This window comes from Bradyrhizobium cedriense, assembly GCF_054602315.1.
Genome location: NZ_JBTSWB010000005.1, coordinates 49,288 through 68,806 on the forward strand (window position 1 = coordinate 49,288; position 19,519 = coordinate 68,806).

General features: G+C 65.2%; 21 protein-coding genes. 13 read left to right on the forward strand and 8 right to left on the reverse strand.

Annotated features, from left to right (window positions below; all coding sequences use genetic code 11):
* The first annotated feature begins 69 nt into the window (after positions 1–69).
* Entirely contained in the window at positions 70–588 is a 519-nt protein-coding gene (locus tag ACYCVF_RS21500) for a DUF6101 family protein (protein ID WP_459600022.1), read from the forward strand.
* 7 nt (positions 589–595) lie between these two features.
* Here the strand turns inward: ACYCVF_RS21500 and ubiA are convergent, their stop codons facing one another.
* Complete coding sequence (gene ubiA / locus ACYCVF_RS21505) at positions 596–1,528, reverse strand: 4-hydroxybenzoate octaprenyltransferase (protein WP_459600024.1); 933 nt, start codon at positions 1,526–1,528, stop codon at positions 596–598.
* The gene (locus ACYCVF_RS21510; protein ID WP_459600026.1) at positions 1,525–2,187 is read right to left on the reverse strand and encodes a hypothetical protein; all 663 of its coding nucleotides are present in this window, start codon (positions 2,185–2,187) and stop codon (positions 1,525–1,527) included. Before ACYCVF_RS21510 ends, ubiA begins: the two co-directional genes overlap by 4 nt.
* A 210-nt stretch (positions 2,188–2,397) precedes the next feature.
* Here ACYCVF_RS21510 and ACYCVF_RS21515 point away from each other — a divergent pair, with 210 nt between their 5' ends.
* Positions 2,398–3,156, forward strand: coding sequence for a 16S rRNA (uracil(1498)-N(3))-methyltransferase (locus ACYCVF_RS21515; RefSeq protein ID WP_459600028.1), 759 nt, complete (start codon positions 2,398–2,400; stop codon positions 3,154–3,156).
* On the opposite strand, the gene ACYCVF_RS21520 is transcribed toward ACYCVF_RS21515, so the two are convergent.
* The gene (locus ACYCVF_RS21520; protein ID WP_459612938.1) at positions 3,153–4,163 is read right to left on the reverse strand and encodes a helix-turn-helix domain-containing protein; all 1,011 of its coding nucleotides are present in this window, start codon (positions 4,161–4,163) and stop codon (positions 3,153–3,155) included. The genes ACYCVF_RS21515 and ACYCVF_RS21520 overlap by 4 nt on opposite strands.
* Positions 4,164–4,173: 10 nt before the next feature.
* Complete coding sequence (locus ACYCVF_RS21525) at positions 4,174–4,740, reverse strand: hypothetical protein (protein ID WP_459600032.1); 567 nt, start codon at positions 4,738–4,740, stop codon at positions 4,174–4,176.
* 141 nt (positions 4,741–4,881) lie between these two features.
* Here ACYCVF_RS21525 and ACYCVF_RS21530 point away from each other — a divergent pair, with 141 nt between their 5' ends.
* The 6 genes from ACYCVF_RS21530 to ACYCVF_RS21555 all read left to right on the forward strand — a co-directional run bounded on the left by ACYCVF_RS21530 (position 4,882) and on the right by ACYCVF_RS21555 (position 10,529).
* The gene (locus ACYCVF_RS21530; RefSeq protein ID WP_459600033.1) at positions 4,882–5,220 is read left to right on the forward strand and encodes a hypothetical protein; all 339 of its coding nucleotides are present in this window, start codon (positions 4,882–4,884) and stop codon (positions 5,218–5,220) included.
* A 250-nt stretch (positions 5,221–5,470) separates the two neighbouring features.
* Positions 5,471–6,622 (forward strand): ATP phosphoribosyltransferase regulatory subunit, encoded by a 1,152-nt coding sequence (locus tag ACYCVF_RS21535; protein ID WP_061026707.1) that lies wholly within the window; start codon positions 5,471–5,473, stop codon positions 6,620–6,622.
* Positions 6,623–6,625: 3 nt separating this feature from the next.
* A complete protein-coding gene (hisG, locus tag ACYCVF_RS21540) occupies positions 6,626–7,597 on the forward strand; it encodes an ATP phosphoribosyltransferase (protein WP_459600036.1) in 972 nt (323 codons plus the stop codon).
* An 86-nt stretch (positions 7,598–7,683) separates the two neighbouring features.
* Positions 7,684–8,730 (forward strand): glycosyltransferase family 2 protein, encoded by a 1,047-nt coding sequence (locus ACYCVF_RS21545; RefSeq protein WP_459600038.1) that lies wholly within the window; start codon positions 7,684–7,686, stop codon positions 8,728–8,730.
* Positions 8,727–9,572: a ChbG/HpnK family deacetylase gene (locus ACYCVF_RS21550; RefSeq protein ID WP_459600040.1), complete on the forward strand. Its 846-nt coding sequence runs from the start codon at positions 8,727–8,729 to the stop codon at positions 9,570–9,572. The genes ACYCVF_RS21545 and ACYCVF_RS21550 overlap by 4 nt, the downstream gene beginning before the upstream one ends.
* A gap of 126 nt (positions 9,573–9,698) precedes the next feature.
* The gene (locus ACYCVF_RS21555) at positions 9,699–10,529 is read left to right on the forward strand and encodes a DUF2076 domain-containing protein (RefSeq protein WP_459600042.1); all 831 of its coding nucleotides are present in this window, start codon (positions 9,699–9,701) and stop codon (positions 10,527–10,529) included.
* Positions 10,530–10,644: 115 nt separating this feature from the next.
* Here the strand turns inward: ACYCVF_RS21555 and ACYCVF_RS21560 are convergent, their stop codons facing one another.
* Entirely contained in the window at positions 10,645–11,445 is an 801-nt protein-coding gene (locus ACYCVF_RS21560) for a L,D-transpeptidase (protein WP_459600044.1), read from the reverse strand.
* Between ACYCVF_RS21560 and ACYCVF_RS21565 the strand changes: the two genes are divergently transcribed.
* Positions 11,438–11,764, forward strand: coding sequence for a hypothetical protein (locus ACYCVF_RS21565; protein ID WP_459600046.1), 327 nt, complete (start codon positions 11,438–11,440; stop codon positions 11,762–11,764). The genes ACYCVF_RS21560 and ACYCVF_RS21565 overlap by 8 nt on opposite strands.
* On the forward strand, positions 11,764–12,549 hold the full coding sequence (locus ACYCVF_RS21570; RefSeq protein ID WP_459600048.1) for a protein phosphatase CheZ: 786 nt from the start codon (positions 11,764–11,766) through the stop codon (positions 12,547–12,549). The genes ACYCVF_RS21565 and ACYCVF_RS21570 overlap by 1 nt, the downstream gene beginning before the upstream one ends.
* Positions 12,550–12,710: 161 nt before the next feature.
* On the opposite strand, the gene ACYCVF_RS21575 is transcribed toward ACYCVF_RS21570, so the two are convergent.
* Positions 12,711–13,232: a hypothetical protein gene (locus tag ACYCVF_RS21575; RefSeq protein WP_459600050.1), complete on the reverse strand. Its 522-nt coding sequence runs from the start codon at positions 13,230–13,232 to the stop codon at positions 12,711–12,713.
* A gap of 316 nt (positions 13,233–13,548) precedes the next feature.
* On the opposite strand from ACYCVF_RS21575, the gene ACYCVF_RS21580 reads away from it, so the two are divergent.
* From ACYCVF_RS21580 to ACYCVF_RS21590, 3 genes are all read left to right on the forward strand, one after another.
* On the forward strand, positions 13,549–13,845 hold the full coding sequence (locus ACYCVF_RS21580; protein ID WP_008544107.1) for a co-chaperone GroES: 297 nt from the start codon (positions 13,549–13,551) through the stop codon (positions 13,843–13,845).
* A 146-nt stretch (positions 13,846–13,991) separates the two neighbouring features.
* Positions 13,992–15,623: a chaperonin GroEL gene (gene groL / locus ACYCVF_RS21585; protein WP_459600052.1), complete on the forward strand. Its 1,632-nt coding sequence runs from the start codon at positions 13,992–13,994 to the stop codon at positions 15,621–15,623.
* A 142-nt stretch (positions 15,624–15,765) separates the two neighbouring features.
* On the forward strand, positions 15,766–16,977 hold the full coding sequence (locus ACYCVF_RS21590; protein ID WP_459600054.1) for a hypothetical protein: 1,212 nt from the start codon (positions 15,766–15,768) through the stop codon (positions 16,975–16,977).
* Positions 16,978–17,102: 125 nt separating this feature from the next.
* Here the strand turns inward: ACYCVF_RS21590 and ACYCVF_RS21595 are convergent, their stop codons facing one another.
* Both ACYCVF_RS21595 and ACYCVF_RS21600 read right to left on the reverse strand, forming a co-directional pair.
* Positions 17,103–17,501 carry an META domain-containing protein gene (locus ACYCVF_RS21595; RefSeq protein ID WP_459600056.1) on the reverse strand — a complete coding sequence of 133 codons (399 nt, stop codon included), beginning with the start codon at positions 17,499–17,501 and terminating at the stop codon, positions 17,103–17,105.
* Positions 17,502–17,639: 138 nt separating this feature from the next.
* Complete coding sequence (locus ACYCVF_RS21600) at positions 17,640–19,304, reverse strand: L-lactate permease (RefSeq protein ID WP_459600058.1); 1,665 nt, start codon at positions 19,302–19,304, stop codon at positions 17,640–17,642.
* Between the last annotated feature and the right edge of the window lie 215 nt (positions 19,305–19,519).

Consider the following 19,519-nt stretch of genomic DNA (forward strand, 5'->3'; position numbering starts at 1 on the left):
TTTCGGAAACGGGCGCGCTAGGGTCCTCGCATCGACCGGGAACATAATCCCGGCGGGGAGAACCAAGCCGTGAGGCGTCAAACAGCAACATGCGGGATCGCTCCCGCCGGGTCGAGCCGCTCCTTGCGGCTCGACCCTCTTTCCCTTCCGGTCCGCTTCGATGCGCACGATCCGCGCGCCGACGGACATGTCAGGCAGATCGAGCTTCATCGCGAGCGTGTCGTGCTGCGCCGTGCCGTGCGCGGCATGCAGATGGCGATCAACGTGCGCGTTGCCGACTTTACCGGCGTTGCGTTGCGCGGCAACGACGAGGCGCGGACGCTCGTGCTCGTGCATCGCGATCCTTCGCTGTCCATTCCGCTGCTGGTCGGCGCCGATGCCGACGAGATCGCGCAAGCCTGGGCGGTCTGGAGCGAGATCTTCGCGCTGCCGCAGCTCGATGAAGGCGCCCGCAAGCCCGCGCAGCGCCGCCGCCGCGCCAACGCGATCCGCGCCCGCAGGCCGAAATTCCTGATGCGCCGGCGTACCGGCCTCGCGCGTGCGCTATCGGTTCATCGCGGCGAACGCGAGATCATCGCAAGGAATTGAGTGGCAATCAGGCCGCCCGCAGCACCGCGTCGGCCAGCAATCCCGCAAACAGCAGCAGCCCGGCATCGCGGTTCGACTTGAACAGGCGAAGGCACAGTTCGGGATCATCGATCCTGAGCCGCACGATCTGCCATGCCAAATGCGCGGTGAAGGCGGCAAGGCCGAGCCATGCCGGCCAGCGCGCATCGCCTGAGGCGAGCGCGACGCCGATCAGCATCGCCGCGAGCCCGTAGAACAGGATCAGCGCCTGGTGCGTATGCGCGCCGAACAGGCGCGCGGTCGACTTGACACCGATCAGCGCGTCGTCCTCGGCGTCCTGATGCGCGTAGATCGTGTCGTAGCCGATCACCCAGGAGATCGCGCCGGCATAGAGCACGAGCGCAGTGACGTCGATGCGTCCGAAGGTGACGGCAAATCCCATCAGGGCGCCCCAGGAGAAGGCCAGCCCGAGCACGATCTGGGGCCACCAGGTGATGCGCTTCATGAAGGGATAGATCGCGACGACCAGAAGCGAGGCGATGCCGGTCAGGACGGCGAAGCGGTTGAACTGGAGCAGCACCAGCAAACCGATCAGGGCCTGCGCGACCATGAAGGCCAGCGCCTGCCTCGTGGTCACCTGGCCCGAAGGCAGCGGCCGCGAGCGCGTGCGCTCGACCTTGCCGTCGAGGTCGCGGTCGGTGATGTCGTTCCAGGTGCAGCCAGCCCCGCGCATCACGAAGGCGCCGATGAAAAACAGCGCGATAGTGAGCGGCAGGCCGCGGACGTCATGCGCCATGCCGGCGGCCAGCGCAGCCGACCACCAGCACGGCATCAAGAGAAGCCAGGAGCCGATCGGACGGTCGAAGCGTGACAAACGCAGGTAGGGTCGCGCCCAATGCGGCGCGACGGTATCGACCCAGTTGCCGGTGGAATCGGCAACGCGGGCGGATGTATCGCTCATCGGGTCAGGACGTTGCCATTGAGCGTGTCGAAGGTGCTGCCGCCCTTCTTGCCGGCATTGGCTTCAGGCGCCGAGCCCGAACCCAGGACCTCGCTCAGCGAGGGACCGGCCGGACGCGCCTGTTGCTGCTGCATCTGCAGCGCAACGTTGCAGACCTTCGTCGCCATGGCCTCGGTGTTCTTGTGGCCATCCTTCATCTGCGCACCGATCTGCGGCGGGATTCCACATTTGGCGGCATTGGTCTCGATGTACTTGATCATCTTGACTTCAGCCTGGCTGAAGTTGCGGATCAGCTTGCATGCCTCGTCGGGCGGCGCGTGACGGTCGCTCGCGGCCTTGATCAGCTTGCCGCGCTTCTCGGCCTCCTCGCGCAGAGGAACGAAGGCCTTCATGCAATCCTCGCCGGGACCGGCTTGCGTCGGCGGGGCCGCGCTGAAAGCGCCCGCGCCACCGACCGGCGCAGCGCCGTTCACTGGAAAGGAGGATTGCGGAGCGGTACCGACCGAGGCGGTCGGCGCCGAACCGTTCACCGGCGGAAAGGCCGAACTGGTTGGAGCCTGATTGGGCAGCGGCGCCGGGAACGCGCTTTGCGCGTAGGCGCCCGCAGTGCCAATGGTGATCATGGCCGCGGTGATCGGAACCATCAAATGACGGATCATCAAGAGAGTCTCTCCGGCAGGAGCTTACGGGGTTCGGCGTCTTCCCAATTGAAGCGCAACCAGCGTGTTCGCGTTTTTACGATTCCCGCCAGCGCTTAACAACCCGTTGAATAGGGCAAGAGCGCGGCGCCGGGACGCACCATCCCGGCAATATTTAACCCCGAGATGGCGGCTTTCGGTTAAGAACGGCGGCAAATCGGACCCTGAACGATGCCTTCCCACGATTTTCGCGCCCCTCGCCTGTTCATCGACGCCCCCCTGGCCCAGGACGCCAGGGTCGAGCTCGACCGCGACCAGAGCAATTATCTCGGCAATGTGCTGCGGCTTGCCGCCGGGGCCGAGGTCCTGGCCTTCAATGGCCGCGACGGCGAATGGCAGGCCGCCCTCGAAGGTCGCAGGCGGCCGGATGGCCTCGTCATCCTGCAGCAGACCCGGCCCCAGGACCGGCTGCCCGACCTCGTTTACGCCTTCGCGCCGCTCAAGCATGCCCGGCTGGATTACATGGTGCAGAAGGCCATCGAGATGGGCGCCGCCGCCCTGCAGCCCGTCTTCACCCGGTACACCCAGGCCACCCGGGTCAACACCGAGCGGATGCGCGCCAATGTCGTCGAGGCGGCCGAGCAATGCGGCATCCTCAGCATCGCCGCCGTTGCCGAGCCGGTGCCGCTGGAGCGCTTCTTGAGCCAGCGCGCCGCGGGCCGGCTGCTGATCTTCTGCGATGAGGCGGCGGAGGTCCAGGACCCCGTTCAGAGCCTGCAACGCGCCCGTGAGGAGGCCGGCGGAGGTATTGACGTGTTGATCGGCCCCGAAGGCGGCTTCGCCGATGAGGAGCGAGCGCTGCTGCTGCGGCAGCCCAAGGTCCTGCGGCTGGGCCTTGGCCCCCGGATCATGCGCGCCGACACCGCCGCAGTGGCGGCCCTGGCGCTGGTGCAGGCGGTGCTGGGCGATTGGGGCGGTGGAAACGGCTAGATCGTTTCCTGCATGGCGCGGTGCAGGGTCTCGGACGGCAGCTCTCCGAAGGCCGCCCTGTAACTCGCCGCGAACTCGCTCAGATGCCAGAAGCCGTGCGCAATTGCGCAAGCCTTCACACTGCGCCGCCCGGGTCCGATGCGCAGCTGCTTGCGCACCGACCAGAGCCGCAGGACCCGGCTATAACGATGCGGGCTCATGCCGCAAATGGCCTGCGTCGCGCTCTGGAGAGTCCGGACGGACACGCCCACCTGCGCGGCCAGTTCGGTCGTCTTGGGCCAGACCGTCAGATCTTGCCGCATCAATCTTTCCATGTCCGCGACGATCCGCCGATAGCCATCCGTGGCGGACGACGCAGGTCCGCCGCTCACGCCGGTGCGCAGCGCAACCTCCATCGTGCTGAGCAGGGCCTGCTCGACGGCGGCCAGCGACATCGGCTGGTTCAGGAAGTCCGGGTCATGTGCCGCAATTTCCAGCGTGACGGAGATCAGGCGGCGCAGCGAGGCAAGGACGTCCGATGGCGGGTTTACCAGGCGATATCCGTCACCCAGTTGCGTCCAGGGTTCGCGCTGCGGCGGACTGAAATACACCACAGCCATCAGCCGGCCCTCCGGCTCATAGACCAGGCAATCGGAGCTGCCCGTCAGGACGACGATGGAACGGCCCATCGATCGCCCATTGATGCGCGGCGAGGTCACGTGATCCATCGGCACGACGACGGCGGCGGCATTGTTCAATTGGTAGCCGCGAACGATCCTCGGGAAGGTCTTCACCAGAGAGAGGGTCAGGGTCGGCAGGCTGAGCCGGGCCCGCATGATTGCCGTCGCCCCGACCGACAACGGCATGCTGGATGCGCCGGCATATCGCTCGGTCTCGCCGAAATGGTCGATGTCATACGCCCTGACTTCGAGGGCTGATGATGGCTTGAGGTCCCGGAAGGACATCAAGCCATCCGTCGCCAGATCTCGCGCTCCCTCGTGCACAGTATCCAGATGGCCTTGATCCATGTCGTGTTGCTTACTTTGTCTTCTTTGCGGACGTGGCTCCCTTGGAAGCGCGCAGATCATCCGGCCCATTGATGCCGGCACGCCTGAGATCGCGAAGCAGCTTCGTGAGCAACAGCATGTTCGTCTTCTGCAGTTCGTGGTTGTTTCCAAACCTGAATGCGTTCTGCTCGGTCACGATGAGTCCGGCCTTCGTCTCGGCGAGAATCTTCCGTCTCTTCAGCCCTGTCACGCGACGGCGAACCGTCTCGAGTGGCAGGCTGAGGAAACGGGAGAGTGCCGCCCGGGAAACTCCCTGCTTGATCAAATCCGGCTCGACCGCATGAATGCTCGAGAATTGCTCGTCCAGCGCCGGATTGTTCATCACGTGAATGACGTTCGCATTCAGGACCGCATGAACGATCAGAAGGTCCAGCGGATCGAACTCTTCGTAATGCCGGAATAGCTCGCTGATCGAGAACAGCATGTAGGCCAGCGTGTGTCGCGAGACCGTCCGGATAATATCTGAGGCATTGCGCATGAATCTCAAACCATGATTTGCATTGTAACGAACTGCAGCAGCGAACGGATCATCCGCCATACCCAGAATGAGTATGCGACGACTTGCCAGCCATCTTCAATTTCTCATGGTGACACTGGCCTTCGGCTGCATCGGACATCGTTCGCCGACGAGTTCGCGAACAGCATTGAAGGTTGGACCTTCGGCGTGCCTGCCGGAGCGGTGACCGCCAAGTCTTTGTTGCGCGACCACGCATCCAACTATTTCGACGATGCCGGCGCCGTCGAGGCGGCGATCGCGATGGAAGACTTGGCGATGGAAGGCTTGGTGACGGAAGACTTGGTGATGGAAGACTTGGCGACGAATGACGATGTCGTGCCCGGGGCGGGACGATACGAGGCGCTGCGACTCATCAAGGCGTTTCTCCGCCTCACGGACCCCGGCAGAAGGGGAAGGGTCCTCGACCTGGCGGAGCAACTTGCGGCAGATGCGGTGTCCGCCGCAGCAGGCGCGACCCGCGCGACGACCGAGGCAGTCCCAGTCCGCGGCCCAACCGAATGAACCCGAATCGTCTCGTGCGGCGCCCCCGCGACGAAAAGGCGAGCGCACCCGGAATGAGGTGCCATATTACCTAAAGCGCGATGCGAGCGACGCTGCGTGTCACGCCCTGGCGACGGGCCGGCGCCGCGCCGAGCTCATTAAGCGATTGATCCTTTGGAGGTCGAAACCGCTTTCGGGCCATGCTAAGGGCTGCGCCAACTCCCATTCCTTCCTTGCCCTGCCCGGTTCCACCGGGATGATGGACCCTGAGATGACCGCGACTGCCACCTCAAATGCTGCCGGCTCCGCCGCCTGGGCGGATACGCTGCTCTTGTCGTTCGCGCAGGCCGGCTATGTCAGGGCTGAGCCCGCCATCCTGCAGCCGGCCGAGCCGTTCCTGGACCTCTCCGGCGAGGACATCCGCAAGAGTCTGTATCTGACCACGGACCTCACGGGCGAGGAGCTCTGCCTGCGCCCGGACCTGACGATTCCCGTCGCGCGCGACTACCTGGCCTCTGGGCGCGCCGGCCAGCCGGCCGGGTTCAGCTATCTCGGCCCGGTGTTTCGCTACCGCAGCGGCCAGGCCAGCGAATTCCTGCAAGCCGGCATCGAATCGTTCGGCCGCCAGGACCGTGCCGCCGCCGATGCCGAGATGCTGGCGCTGGCACTGGAGGCGACCGCCGCGTTCGGCGTCCGCGATGTCGAGATCCGCACCGGCGACGTCGCGCTGTTCAATGCCCTGCTGGACGCGCTCAACCTCTATCCGGTCTGGCGCCGCCGCCTGGTCAAGGATTTCAACCGCAAGATCAGCCTGGAGAAGGATCTGGAGCGACTGGCGGCCGCAACCACCGCGACGCGCAGCGAATATGAGGGCGTGCTGGCCGCCCTCGCCGGCTCCGACCGCAAGGCGGCGCTCGCCTTCGTCACCGATCTGATGTCGATCGCGGGCACCACCAATGTCGGCGGGCGCACCACGGCCGAGATCGCCGATCGCTTCCTCGAGCAATCGACGCTGAAGGGCGGCGCGCTGCCTCGCGAGGCGATCGCCGTACTCAAGCGCTTCCTGTCGATCGCGGGCAATCCCGACGAGGCGATCGCCGAGCTGCGCGCTCTCACCGCCGACGCGAAGCTCGATCTCGCCTCGGCGATCGATCAGTTCGAGAGCCGGGTCGGCTTCATGGCGGCGCGCGGTATCGACGTGAAGCAGACCCGCTTCTCGACGGCGTTCGGGCGCGGCCTCGACTATTACACCGGCTTCGAGTTCGAGCTTCATCACAGGGGCAACGGAGCCGAGCCGCTGGTCGCCGGCGGCCGCTATGACGGCCTGATGACCCAGCTCGGCTCGACAGCGCCGATCCCCGCGGTCGGCTTCTCGGTCTGGGTGGACGCGCTGACGCGTATCGGCCGCAAGGTGGGAGCTTAAGTGATGAGCGCGCCATTCGTATTGGCCGTTCCCTCAAAGGGCCGCCTTCAGGAGAATACCGAGGCCTTCTTCGCCCGCGCGGGGCTCAAGCTGTCGAAGGCCGGCGGCGCCCGCGACTATCGCGGAACGATCGCGGGCCTCGACAATGTCGAGGTCGCCTATCTCTCGGCGAGCGAGATCGCCTCGCAACTGTCGCGCGGCTTTGCGCATCTCGGCGTCACCGGCGAGGACCTGGTGCGCGAGAACATCGCGGATGCCGACAAGCGCGTGTCTCTCATCGAAGGGCTCGGCTTCGGTTATGCCGACGTCGTCGTCGCGGTGCCGCAGGCCTGGATCGACGTCCGCACCATGGCCGACCTCGACGACGTCACCACCGGCTTCCGCGAGCAGCATCACATGCGGATGCGGGTCGCGACCAAGTTCGTCAACCTCACCCGCGGCTTCTTCCAGGCGCATGGCATCACCGATTATCGTATCGTGGAAAGTGCAGGCGCGACCGAAGGCGCGCCGGCAGCCGGCAGCGCCGAGCTGATCGTCGACATCACCACGACGGGCGCGACGCTCGCCGCCAATGGCCTTCGCGTGCTCGACGACGGCGTGATCCTGCGCAGCCAGGCCAATCTGGTCGCCTCGAAGGAAGCCGACTGGTCGCCGCAGGCACGGGAGACGGCGCGTGTCATCCTCGATCACATCGCGGCACGGGCACGGGCCAACAAATACCGCGAGGTCCGCACCCGCTTCCGGGAATGCGACGCGACTTTGCTCGCCGAGGCCCACAGCCGTTTCGGTGTCGAGGCACCGTTCGGCGCGCCAACCTCCTCAGGCATGCTGACGTTGCACTGCCCGCCGGGGCAGCTCTACGCACTGGCGAGCTTCCTGCGCGAGCATGGCGCGGAGACCGTCTCGGTTGTCTCGCTCGATTACGTATTTGACCGCGAGAATCCGCTGTTCGCCAAGCTCGAAGCGTTCCTGTGAGTCTCGGGTTTGTTCAGCGTAGCGACAGCAAACGGCAGCTACCATATGCTGTTGAGAAGACCTAAACACCTCTGGAACCTTGATCGATGACGCTGGGCTCTGACGTTTCCGGCATGACGACCACGGCGGTCAGCGCCGCCGCGAAGGGGCTGTCGATTGTCGTCCCCGTCTACAACGAGGCGGCGGGGCTCGCTGCCCTGCACGAGCGCATCTGCGAGCTCGCGAAGACCTTGCGCCAGCGTTATCGCCTGTCTTGCGAAGTCGTCTATGTCGACGACGGCAGCGCGGATGCGACGTTGACGATCGCGCGGGCGCTGCCGGCCGACGCCGTCGATGTCCAGGTGGTGTCGCTGTCGCGCAATTTCGGCAAGGAGGCCGCACTGATGGCGGGCCTCGACCATGCCCGGCTCGGCGCCGTCATGTTCATGGATGGCGACGGCCAGCACCCGCCGGCACTCATCGAACAGCTGGTGCGGCACTGGATCGAGGACGGCTATGACGTCGTCTACACCGCCAAGGCCCATCGCGACAACGAGCCCTTCCTGCGGCGGGTCGCGGTGCACGGCTTCTACGCGCTGGTCAATTGGGGCGCGCGCCAGAAGATCCCCGAGGACGCCGGCGACTTCCGCCTGCTCTCCCCGCGCGCGGTCGCCGCACTCAGGCAGTTGCCGGAGCGTAACCGCTTCTTCAAGGGCCTCGCCAGCTGGATCGGCTTCCGCCAGATCCGCGTCGACTACGAGCCTGCGGCGCGCGTCCACGGCGTCACGACCTTCAACGCCGCCAGCCTGCTCGGCCTCTCGATCGAAGGCCTGACCTCGTTTTCGGTGGCACCGCTTCGCTTCGCCAGCCTCCTCGGCGTCATTCTCGCCGGAGGTGCCTTCCTGTTCGGCCTTTCGATCCTCTGGGAGGTGTTCACGACCGGCAAGCAGGTGCCCGGCTATCCCTCGCTCGTGATCGGGCTGATGACCATCGGCGGCGTGCAACTGATCATGATCGGCATCGTCGGCGAGTATATCGGCAAGATCCTTTCCGAGCTGAAGGCGCGCCCGATCTACTTCGTTGCCGAGCACAGCGAAAAGCATTTCGAGGCCGACAAGGCCGACGACGTCTCCAAGAGGACGGCGGCCGAATGAGCGCGGCGGCGAGGCCGCGGCGGATCTGGCTCTGCGCCGATGATTACGGCATCAGCCCGGGCGTCAACCGCGCCATCCGCGACCTGATCGAGCGCCGCCGCCTCAACGCCACCTCGGTGATGATGGTGGGTCCGGCGATCGAGCGCAGCGAGATCGAGGCGCTGCAGTCCGCCGCCAAGACGAGCCCGCGCTGCACGATCGGATTGCACGTGACTCTGTCGGCGCCGTTCAGGCCGCTCACCATGCATTTCCGCCCGCTCGACGGCGACATGTTCATGCCGTTTCCGAAGCTGCTGCGCGCGGGTGTATTGCGGCGGCTCGACCGCGAGTTCTTCCGCAATGAGGTCAAGGCGCAGCTGGCCGCGTTTGCGGACGCATTCGGGCGCACTCCTGACTTCGTCGACGGCCACCAGCATGTGCAGCTCTACCCGCAGGTGCGCGACGGCTTCGTCGATGCGGTCGTTGAGACTGCGCCGAACGCCTGGGTGCGTCAGGGCGGTCGCGATCTGCCGCTCGGGCAGCGGCTGGCCTCACCAAAAGCGCTGGTGCTCGATAGTCTCAGCGCGCAATTCCGCCGCCGCGCCCGCAGCGCCGGCCTCAACTTCAACCCCGGCTTCGCCGGCGCCTATGATTTTTCACGCGCCGCCGATTTCGGCGCGCTGATGCGGCAGTTCCTGGAAGGCCTGCCCGACGGCGGTCTCGTGATGTGCCACCCCGGCTTCGTCGATGACGTCCTCGCCGGCCTCGACCCGATGACCGACGTGCGCGAGCGCGAGCACGCCTATCTGGCCGGAGACGCCTTTGCGCGTTTGCTGACGGACAGCAACGTGACGCTGGGATGAAACCGGCGAAAGGCGGGCCGGGAGGCAGCTTGTCGCATACGGAAATTTAATCCGGCCGGCACTGTTGGGGCCACAATGGAACCCTACATCTCCTGCGCGCTTGATTTTGCGCGAAGGAGACAGATCATGACGCCGCAGGAACGCCAGCTCGTCGACGACCTTTTCGACCGGCTTTCAAAGCTGGAAAATGCACCGCGCGATCCCGACGCGATCGCCGCGATCTCCGACGGCCTGCGCAAGGCGCCCGGCGCAGTCTACGCGCTGGTGCAGACCACGCTGTTGCAGGACGAAGCGCTGAAGCGCGCCCATAACCGCATCCAGGAGCTGGAAGCAGGGCAGGCTCCCGAGCAGGCCCAGTCCGGCGGCTTCCTGGATTCCATGCGCGATACGCTGTTCGGCGGAGGCCCGTCGCGGGGCTCAGTTCCGAATGTGCCTCCGCGCGATTCGCGCCCCACCTGGAATAGCGGCCAGGCGATGCAACAGGGTCAGCCGGGTTATGGCCAGCCGCCGTACGGTCAGGCTTACGGCCAAGGTCCGGGCCAAGCTCCCGGCCAACCTCCCGGCCAAGGCTTTGGCGCGCCGCCGATCGGCGGTGGCGGAGGCTCGTTCCTCGGCACGGCGGCGGCGGCCGCGGCCGGCGTCGTCGGCGGCTCGCTGCTGCTCTCCAGCATCCGCGGCATGATGGGCGGATCGCATCAGCAGGCTTTTGGCGACACCAACGCCTCGGGCGACCGCAGCCCCTGGGGCGGCAGCGACCAGTCGGGCGGATCGCTCGCGCGCGACGCCGGCGCCGACGACATCGGATCGAACCGCGATTCCCGCCAGGGCCTCTTCGACCAGGCGTCGAACGACGACCGGAACAACAACAACGATCAGAACTACGACGATAACGACGACAACATGGACATGGCCGACGACAGCGATTTCGGAGACGACGGCGGCAGCGATTACGCCTGACGCCGCTCTCCAGCGCATCCACGCGAACGGCCGCCGATGAGGCGGCCGTTTTCACGAGACGTGTCTTGCCCGGAGGCCCTCCTTCTCCCCCAACGAGGGGAGAGGATAAAGCCGATCACATCACCACGACCTTGGTGCCGACATTGACGCGGCCATAGAGGTCGATGACGTCCTCGTTGCGCATGCGGATGCAACCGGAGGAGACGTTGGTGCCGATGGTCCAGGGCTCGTTGGAGCCGTGGATGCGGTAGAGCGTGGAGCCGAGATACATCGCGCGGGCGCCAAGAGGATTTTCCGGACCGCCTTCCATGTGCCGGGGCAGATCGGGACGGCGCGCGAGCATTTCCTTCGGCGGCGTCCAGTCCGGCCATTCGCGCTTGGCGGTGATCGACTTCACGCCGGACCAGGTGAAGCCGGGACGGCCGACGCCGATGCCGTAGCGCGTCGCCCTGCCATTGCCCTCGACGAGATAAAGGAACTTGTTCGGCGTATCGACCACGATCGTGCCGGGACTTTCGTTGCCGTTATAGTCAACGAGTTGCTTCTCGAATTTCGGATCGAGCAGGCGCTGCCGCGGGTCGACCGCCTCCTGCTGAAGGGCTGCGCCTTGTATCTGCGGCTCACCCATCGGCGGCAGGCGGCGCTGGTCGTAGTAAGCCGGCTGCTGCTGATACACCGGCTGCTGAGGCGCGTAAGCCGGACCTCGGCCGGGGCCATCGCCGAACAGGAACTCGATGAATCCGCCGCCCATGTTCGCATTGGAGGCGACGCGCACCGGCGCCGGCGGCACCTGCGGCGCATAGAGCACCGCCGGCGGATCGTTCGGAACGCTGTTGTCGAAGGCGCTGGCGCCGTTCACGCCGGCAATGAAGCTGCAAGCGCTGCCGAGCAGCGCGACGGACATTTTCTTGAACATCGACGTACTCTGTACTGTTTCGTCTGGATCGCATGCGCCGTTGGAAGGTGCCCGGCTGGACGGCGCCCGCGACGTGGTCAATAAAGAGCAAAAGCCGTTTTGTTTGGTAAACGAAACGGGCTTTTGGATTCACCACGTCGCGAGCGGCGGCGCAATTTGGCGATCAGCGTTTATTTTCGATGAACGCCGCGCATACATGGTTAATCGCTTCTTTGCGCAGCGTCGCACGCAGCCGCCCCCGACAGTTCCGGTTGTGAACCTCGTGTTAAATCGCTTCTGCCTACAAAGGCGCGTGAGTGAGGTGGGGGGAGTATCCTGATGGCTGTTCACCGCAAACGTTTTCGTGTCGAAGATATCGTCGGTGGCGAGATGCCCATTCTAGACGTGGCTGAAGAGGCACCCCCGATGCACAGCGAGATCATGGCCGAGCTGCGCGCGATCCGCGCACAGATGGCGAAGGGCGTCGCCGCGGCGCCGCTGTCCGGAAGCGCGGCCATGGCGGCGATCGACGCCTCGACGGCCCACGAGCTCGCTGAAGCGCGTACCATGCTCGACACTTACCGAGCACAGATCGAGCAGTGCGAGAAGCTGAAGGTCGAGCTCGACCTCATCCATGACGCCATCGATCGCACCAAGCGCGAGATCGCGACGCTGCACGGCAAGAGCTTCGACGGAGGGGAGATGGCCAAGGTCAATGGCGAGCTCGGCGCGGTGGTCGGCGGCACCGAGCAGGCGACCCAGCAAATTCTCGAAGCCGCGGAATCGATCGACCAGGCCGCCAGCGCAATGTCCAAGGTCGACTCGGCCGATCAGCAGAAGCGGCTCGCCGACGACATCCAGGAACGCGTCATCTCGATCTTCGAAGCCTGCAACTTCCAGGACCTGACCGGCCAGCGCATCAGCAAGGTCATGACCACCATGAAGTTCATCGAGCAGCACATCAATGCGATGATGGACATCTGGGGTGGCGTCGACGCGATCAAGGCCCATGTGCCGGCGCAGGTCGACAACCGCAGCGAGGACGAGAAGCTCCTCAACGGCCCGAAGCTCGCCGGCGAAGTCGGCCATGCCTCCCAGGACGACATCGACGCGTTGTTCGACTGAGCGGACGCGGATCACGGAAAAAGCAAAACGCCGGCGAGAGCCGGCGTTTCTTGTTTTTCATCTGAAGCTGTCATTCCGGGGCGATGCGTCAGCATCGAACCCGGAATCTCGAGGTTCCGGGTTCGGTCCTGCGGACCGCCCCGGAACGACAATCACAACGATCATGCCCGCGGCGCGCAGCGGACGTAGACCATGTTGCCGTAGCGGGTGGCGGCGTCCTTGTCGATGAAGCGGGTGATCAGGACGCGGCCGTCGAAGGAGATGATCTCGCGGTCCTGGTCGCCCGGCGTGGGACCGGCGGGCCCGATGTAGTTCTTGCCGCTCGGCGAGCCCTTCAGCCGCAGCTCCTGGGGTGTCGCCTGGTCGGCCAGATGCATGATCACGCCGCCGGAGGAACCGGCAGTGATCACATAGGGGTTCTTGCACTGGGCACGGGCGGCGGCCTCGGTGCGGGCGCGGTCGGCCGGGTTCTGGAACGAGGCGAGACCCCAGCGACCGACGATCTCGTCGGCGCGGATGGTGGCGGGCATTTCCGGAGCTGTACCGGGCTCGGCTTCGGGCGGCGGCGAGGACGACGAGAAGGACGGCAGGCTCATGCCACCGCCGCAGGCGCCCAGCAACAGCGCCAGACAAGAGGCGGCTGCCAGATTGGCAACCGTGCGCGCGTGAGCCGAACTGATCATGGCATTCCCCCCGAACAAAACCATGGCCGCACCCCTCCCGCAGCCAAGCGCAAAACCGCTGCCGGAGCAATGACGTCCTTGTATGCGCCGGCGCCCCGAACGAGTTTCCAATGCCACCATCCTATATCCGCCTCAACAATCGCTTAACCACCTTTGCTTGACAGGATCGCGGCCAAGCCATATTTCCGGGCCCACTATTAGCACTCGGAAAGCCCGATTGCTAAGCGCGCCGTTCAGTCCTCGAGGAGGGGGTGGACGGAAGCGCCGCCCCACCGACTTCCACTACTTCCGAAGCGAGCCTCCAAAGGGAAACGTCATGGCTAAATCCAAATTTCGTCCGCTGCATGACCGTGTCGTGGTCAAACGTATCGACGCCGAGGAAAAGACCAAGGGCGGCATCATCATTCCCGACACCGCCAAGGAAAAGCCCTCCCAGGGCGAGATCGTCGCCGTCGGCCCGGGCGGCCGCGACGAGACCGGCAAGCTGATTCCGATCGATCTCAAGGTCGGCGACCGCGTGCTGTTCGGCAAGTGGTCGGGCACCGAGGTCAAGATCGACAACGAAGAGCTCCTGATCATGAAGGAGTCGGACATCATGGGCGTGCTGGCCTAGGGCCATCTGCCTGAACAGCCGCTGAATGTCATGCCCGGATCGCGCGATCCGGGCATCCATCGTTCCACCCGGCTCGCTCCACGAGTCCCGGAATTGGTGCAACTGACAAGCGGCAGACACATCACGAAACACGAGGGATTGCAGACATGGCTGCCAAAGACGTCAAGTTTTCCGGAGACGCGCGCGATCGCATGCTGCGCGGCGTCGACATTCTCGCCAACGCCGTCAAGGTGACGCTCGGCCCGAAGGGCCGCAACGTCGTCATCGAGAAGAGCTTCGGCGCGCCCCGCATCACCAAGGACGGCGTCACCGTCGCCAAGGAGATCGAGCTCGAGGACAAGTTCGAGAACATGGGCGCCCAGATGGTGCGCGAGGTCGCTTCCAGGACCAACGACCTCGCCGGTGACGGCACCACCACCGCGACCGTGCTGGCCCAGGCCATCGTGCGCGAAGGCGCAAAGGCGGTCGCCGCCGGCATGAACCCGATGGACCTCAAGCGCGGCATCGACATCGCGGTGGCAGCCGTGATCAAGGACATCGAGAAGCGCGCCAAGCCGGTCGCCGCCTCCTCCGAGGTCGCCCAAGTCGGCACCATCTCGGCCAATGGCGACGCCGCCATCGGCAAGATGATCGCCCAGGCGATGCAGAAGGTCGGCAACGAGGGCGTCATCACCGTCGAGGAGAACAAGTCGCTCGAAACCGAGGTCGACATCGTCGAGGGCATGAAGTTCGACCGCGGCTATCTGTCGCCTTACTTCGTCACCAACGCCGAGAAGATGACCGCCGAGCTCGAGGACGCCTACATCCTCCTGCACGAGAAGAAGCTCTCGGGCCTGCAGGCCATGCTGCCGGTGCTGGAAGCCGTGGTGCAGTCGGGCAAGCCGCTCGTCATCATCGCCGAGGACGTCGAGGGCGAGGCGCTGGCCACCCTGGTCGTCAACCGCCTGCGTGGCGGCCTCAAGGTCGCGGCGGTCAAGGCGCCGGGCTTCGGCGATCGCCGCAAGGCCATGCTCGAGGACATCGCGATCCTCACCGGCGGCCAGCTGATCTCCGAGGACCTCGGCATGAAGCTCGAGAACGTCACGGTGAAGATGCTGGGACGCGCCGGCAAGGTGGTGATCGACAAGGAGAACACCACGATCGTCAAGGGCGCCGGCAAGAAGCCCGAGATCGAGGCCCGCGTCGGCCAGATCAAGGCCCAGATCGAGGAGACCACCTCGGACTACGACCGCGAGAAGCTCCAGGAGCGCCTCGCCAAGCTCGCTGGCGGCGTCGCGGTGATCCGCGTCGGCGGCGCCACCGAGATCGAGGTCAAGGAGAAGAAGGACCGCGTCGAGGACGCGCTCAACGCCACCCGCGCCGCTGTGCAGGAAGGCATCGTCCCCGGGGGCGGCGTCGCGCTGCTCCGCGCCAAGAAGGCGGTCGGCCGTCTCACCAACGCCAATGAGGACGTCCAGGCCGGCATCAACATCGTGCTGAAGGCGCTGGAAGCCCCTATCCGCCAAATCTCCGAGAACGCGGGCGTGGAGGGTTCGATCGTCGTCGGCAAGATCCTCGAGAACAAGTCCGAGACCTTCGGCTTCGACGCCCAGACCGAGGACTATGTCGACATGGTCGAGAAGGGCATCATCGATCCCGCCAAGGTGGTGCGCACCGCGCTCCAGGACGCCTCCTCCGTGGCCGGCCTGCTGGTGACCACCGAGGCCATGGTTGCCGAGACGCCGAAGAAGGAAGCCCCGCCCGCCATGCCAGCCGGCGGCGGCATGGGCGGCTTCTAAGCCTCCCAAGCAAGACAGTGTTGCGAAGGCCGCCTCCGGGCGGCCTTCTTTTTTGCCCACCCTGCTCGTTCGCTTTCCGATTCAACCTGCGCGCAAAACCCACTACGGTGGCGCGCCGATTCGATTGCGCGAGGATCCATCAATGCGTGCGCTTCTGGTTTGTTCGACAGCCGTGCTGGCGGCCCTGCTCACCGTTTCGCCGCACCCCGCGCCCGCGCAGATGAAGCTGTCACCAAAGGCCGCGGCGCCGGGCGGAACCGAGACACGCTATTTCACCTCGCTCGACGGGCTGATGGACGGCAATGCCGACGTGATCCTGAAGGAGACGCGCCAGGGCAAGACGGTCACCGCGGCGGTGCTCGACGTCTGTTATCCGCTCGCGAAGAATTCCGACCGCAAGGACCGCTTCGTCGTCAATCTCCAGGTCGCGGGCCAGACGCTGACGGGAACGACGCAGAGCATCAATGAGAAGTCGCCAGTCAGCGTCAAGCTGCTGCGCAAACAGTCCGGCGACACGTTCGAATTCCGCGGCCAGATCGCGATCGGCCAGGCGGTGACCGAGGTCACCTCCTCCGACAATTCCGATCTCAGTGAAAGGGAATTTCTGGACAACCAGACTTCCGACGACGGCATCACGCCGCAGCCGAAGGATTTCACCGACGTCTCGCCGGAAGCGATCGCGGTCAAGGTCAAGCTCGACGGTGCAACCGACTTCCTGAAGAGCCTGAAGGGCCAGGATGTCGAGGTGACACTGGCCAGCCTCACCGTCGGCTGCGATGCGCTGCGCGCGGGCGAGCAGACCATCAACATGTCGGTCGATCCCGAGCGCGCCGGCGCGCTGCTGTCGAAATTCAAGGCGATGCCCGGCGTCACGGCCGCAGGTTGGACCGCCGGCATGACCGAGATGGACCGTACCATCCGCTTCCCCGCGGCGGACTGGCGCGAGGGCGACAAGATCGACAAGGGCAAGCTTGCGACCAAGGTGGCGAGCGTTCTGAGCAGGACGCTCGCGGCCAAGCCGGTCTCGCAGAGCTTCAGCCCGTCGACCGGCAAGCTCAAGCTCGTATTCAAGCGCCCCAACCAGGATTTTCCGGCGCTCGAGCTCACCGACACGATCGAGGTCGCAGGGCTCGTCTCGCCGGACAAGCCCGGCTCCACGGACAAGCTCATGCTGTGGATCGGCAGCCCCGCGACCACGACCGCCGACGAGAGCAGCGGTCCCAAGCTCAATCTGTCCGAAGACGCGAGCCTGGACGAAGAAGGCGATCTGCCCGACGACAACGGCTCGATCGAGGCGCTCGCCAAGGAGCTGAAGGGGCAGCACTGGGACGCCGACAAGTCGGAGTGGAAATAGGCGGAGACACCCACCGCTGTCATCGCCCGGCTTGACCGGGCGATCCAGTACTCCGAGACAGCAGTGATGGAATCGATAGGCTGCGGCGTACTGGATTCCCCGCCTTCGCGGGGAATGACAGAGACCTAGTTCCCCGTCGTACGAAAGCGCAGCGGCTTGGGACCGACGAGCGTGAGCACATCGCCCTGGCGCTTCCAGGTCTCGACGCTGCCGAGCGCGGACACGAGCTCGTCGTCAGCCTGGGCCCTGGCCGGCGGACAGGAACGGTCCTGGATCTGACCGGGGACGAAGATCACGGTGTTGCCGGCAACGGAGAACTGGCCCTTGCCGCCCTTGCACCAGAGCTCCAGCACGACCTCGCCATGGTCGCCGATCTCGATGTTCGGAATTCGCTTCGAGCCAGGCTGCGGCAGCGCTTCCAGCGTCATCTCGGTGCCGAAGGGGAACCCCTCCTCGGCACGAGCGAGCGAGGACATCGCGAGCATTGCAAGTGCCGCACATGCCAACCGACTGAGCAAAACCATGAGACCTCTCGAACGACCTGACCTGCGGCACCTTCTATAAGACGGCTGCGCCGTTGAGAAGGTTCGCGCAGCCGCGGCGCAAAAATCCCCGCGGGGCGGACCTCGCGGGGATTTGCGTCGAAGCGAGGCCGGCGACCGCTACTTCAGAACCATCGCCGTGAATGGCCAGACATAGGCCTGCAACGTCACGAGCGCACCGACGAGACACGCGAGCACGATCGAGTGCCAGAACACGAAGCGCAGGATGGTGCCCTCGTGGCCGTACCAATTGGTGGCGGTGGAGGCGACCACGATCGACTGCGCGTCGATCATCTTGCCCATCACGCCGCCGGACGAGTTCGCCGCGGCCATCAGGATCGGCGACAGGCCGAGCTGCTCGGACGTGATCTTCTGGAGGTTGCCGAACAGGATGTTCGACGACGTATCCGACCCCGTCAGCGCAACACCGAGCCAGCCGAGCAGCGTGCCGAAGAAGGGATAGAGCACGCCGGTGGCCGCGAAGGCGAGGCCGAGCGTCGCGTCGACACCGGAGAGCCGCGTCAGCGTGCCGATCGCGAGCATCGCCGAGATCGTGATCAGCGAGATCGCGCACAGCCGGATGGTGCGGCCGTACTGGGTCACGAGTTGTCCGGGACCGACACCCATCAGGAGGCCGGAGATGATCGCGGCGATCAGCATGCCCGTGCCGGTGAAGGAGAGGTAGGTGAAGCCGAACACCGCGCTCTCTTTCGTCGGCGCTGGCGCGACCGGCGGCATCTTGTTGATCATCTGGTGCAGTTCTGGAACGGGATAGTTCCAGGTGAAGATCGAGTTCGCCCAGGTCTTGAAGCCGCCGTTGCCCCAGATCAGCATCACGATACAGACGATGATCCAAGGCAGCAGCGCGCTGAACAGCTCGCTCTGCGTGAGCGGCGTCTTGTCGAGCGGTTTTGCCGCGGCCATGGTGGAGGCCGATTCATCATTGCCGCGTAGCGCCGGGGACAGCCAGAGCTGCTTCGGCTGCCACACCTTCAGGAACAGAATCAGCGCACCCATCGAGATCAGCGACGCGCCGATGTCGACGATCCAGGGATTGATGTAGTTCGAGATCACGAATTGCGGGATCGCAAAGGATACGCCGGTGACCAGGATCGCCGGCCAGACGTCCTTCATCCCTTTCCATCCGGCAAAAGCCCATATCACCCAGAACGGCACGATCAACGAGAAGAACGGCAGCTGCCGTCCGACCATCGCGCCCAGGATGTAGGGATCGAACCCGGTGACCGAAGCAAGCCCCTGGATCGGCGTGCCCAGCGCGCCATAGGCGACCGGCGCGGTGTTGGCGATCAGCGACAGGCCGCTTGCCGCGAGCGGCGAGAAGCCGAGGCCGATCAAAACCGCACCCGTGATCGCGACCGGCGTGCCGAAGCCCGAGGCGCCCTCGAAGAAGGCACCGAAGGAGAATGCGATCAGCAGCAATTGCAGCCGCCGGTCCTCGGTGACGCCACCGATCGCGCGTTTGAGGAGTTCGAAGCGCCCGGTCGACACCGTCACCTGGTAGAGGAAGATGACGTTGAGGACGATCCAGCCGATGGGAAAGAAGCCGGTGACGATGCCCAGCACCGAGGCCCGGATCGACATGTTCGCCGGCATGGTGAAGACGAAGATCGTGATCAGGTTGGCCACGATCACGGCGATGATGGCCGCGATGTGCGCCTGGACGCGGCCGCTCGCGATCAGCACCAACAGCGTGACGACGGGCACCGCCGCCGCGATGGTCGACAGCACCGGGCTGTTCAGCGGATCATAGATTTGATTCCACATGGTCTTCCTCCCACGCATGTTACCGCAGGCCACCCGCGTGGAGAGCCGGTCCTGCTTGACGCCAAAAGCGATAACCCCGATCGGACGAACGTCCCGCGATGCGGGCGGTTCCCGTCCGCTCACAAGCTCGCGAAACCCGGAGGCACCCCGCCCCGCACCGTCGCGCCCATGCTAAGGTTGCAGCCTGCGACAATCCAACGCAAATTGCAGAACTT

What these genes read in the sequence shown, in the direction of transcription:
- ACYCVF_RS21545 (WP_459600038.1), top strand. Translation starts at nt 7,684, where the DNA reads ATGACGCTGGGCTCTGACGTTTCCGGCATGACGACCACGGCGGTCAGC.
- ACYCVF_RS21555 (WP_459600042.1), top strand. Translation starts at nt 9,699, where the DNA reads ATGACGCCGCAGGAACGCCAGCTCGTCGACGACCTTTTCGACCGGCTT.
- ubiA (WP_459600024.1), bottom strand. Translation starts at nt 1,528, where the DNA reads ATGAGCGATACATCCGCCCGCGTTGCCGATTCCACCGGCAACTGGGTC.
- ACYCVF_RS21525 (WP_459600032.1), bottom strand. Translation starts at nt 4,740, where the DNA reads ATGGCGGATGATCCGTTCGCTGCTGCAGTTCGTTACAATGCAAATCAT.
- ACYCVF_RS21570 (WP_459600048.1), top strand. Translation starts at nt 11,764, where the DNA reads ATGGCTGTTCACCGCAAACGTTTTCGTGTCGAAGATATCGTCGGTGGC.
- ACYCVF_RS21595 (WP_459600056.1), bottom strand. Translation starts at nt 17,501, where the DNA reads ATGGTTTTGCTCAGTCGGTTGGCATGTGCGGCACTTGCAATGCTCGCG.
- ACYCVF_RS21560 (WP_459600044.1), bottom strand. Translation starts at nt 11,445, where the DNA reads ATGTTCAAGAAAATGTCCGTCGCGCTGCTCGGCAGCGCTTGCAGCTTC.
- ACYCVF_RS21520 (WP_459612938.1), bottom strand. Translation starts at nt 4,163, where the DNA reads ATGGATCAAGGCCATCTGGATACTGTGCACGAGGGAGCGCGAGATCTG.
- ACYCVF_RS21510 (WP_459600026.1), bottom strand. Translation starts at nt 2,187, where the DNA reads ATGATCCGTCATTTGATGGTTCCGATCACCGCGGCCATGATCACCATT.
- ACYCVF_RS21535 (WP_061026707.1), top strand. Translation starts at nt 5,471, where the DNA reads ATGACCGCGACTGCCACCTCAAATGCTGCCGGCTCCGCCGCCTGGGCG.
- ACYCVF_RS21600 (WP_459600058.1), bottom strand. Translation starts at nt 19,304, where the DNA reads ATGTGGAATCAAATCTATGATCCGCTGAACAGCCCGGTGCTGTCGACC.
- ACYCVF_RS21590 (WP_459600054.1), top strand. Translation starts at nt 15,766, where the DNA reads ATGCGTGCGCTTCTGGTTTGTTCGACAGCCGTGCTGGCGGCCCTGCTC.
- ACYCVF_RS21575 (WP_459600050.1), bottom strand. Translation starts at nt 13,232, where the DNA reads ATGATCAGTTCGGCTCACGCGCGCACGGTTGCCAATCTGGCAGCCGCC.
- ACYCVF_RS21550 (WP_459600040.1), top strand. Translation starts at nt 8,727, where the DNA reads ATGAGCGCGGCGGCGAGGCCGCGGCGGATCTGGCTCTGCGCCGATGAT.
- groL (WP_459600052.1), top strand. Translation starts at nt 13,992, where the DNA reads ATGGCTGCCAAAGACGTCAAGTTTTCCGGAGACGCGCGCGATCGCATG.
- hisG (WP_459600036.1), top strand. Translation starts at nt 6,626, where the DNA reads ATGAGCGCGCCATTCGTATTGGCCGTTCCCTCAAAGGGCCGCCTTCAG.
- ACYCVF_RS21580 (WP_008544107.1), top strand. Translation starts at nt 13,549, where the DNA reads ATGGCTAAATCCAAATTTCGTCCGCTGCATGACCGTGTCGTGGTCAAA.
- ACYCVF_RS21515 (WP_459600028.1), top strand. Translation starts at nt 2,398, where the DNA reads ATGCCTTCCCACGATTTTCGCGCCCCTCGCCTGTTCATCGACGCCCCC.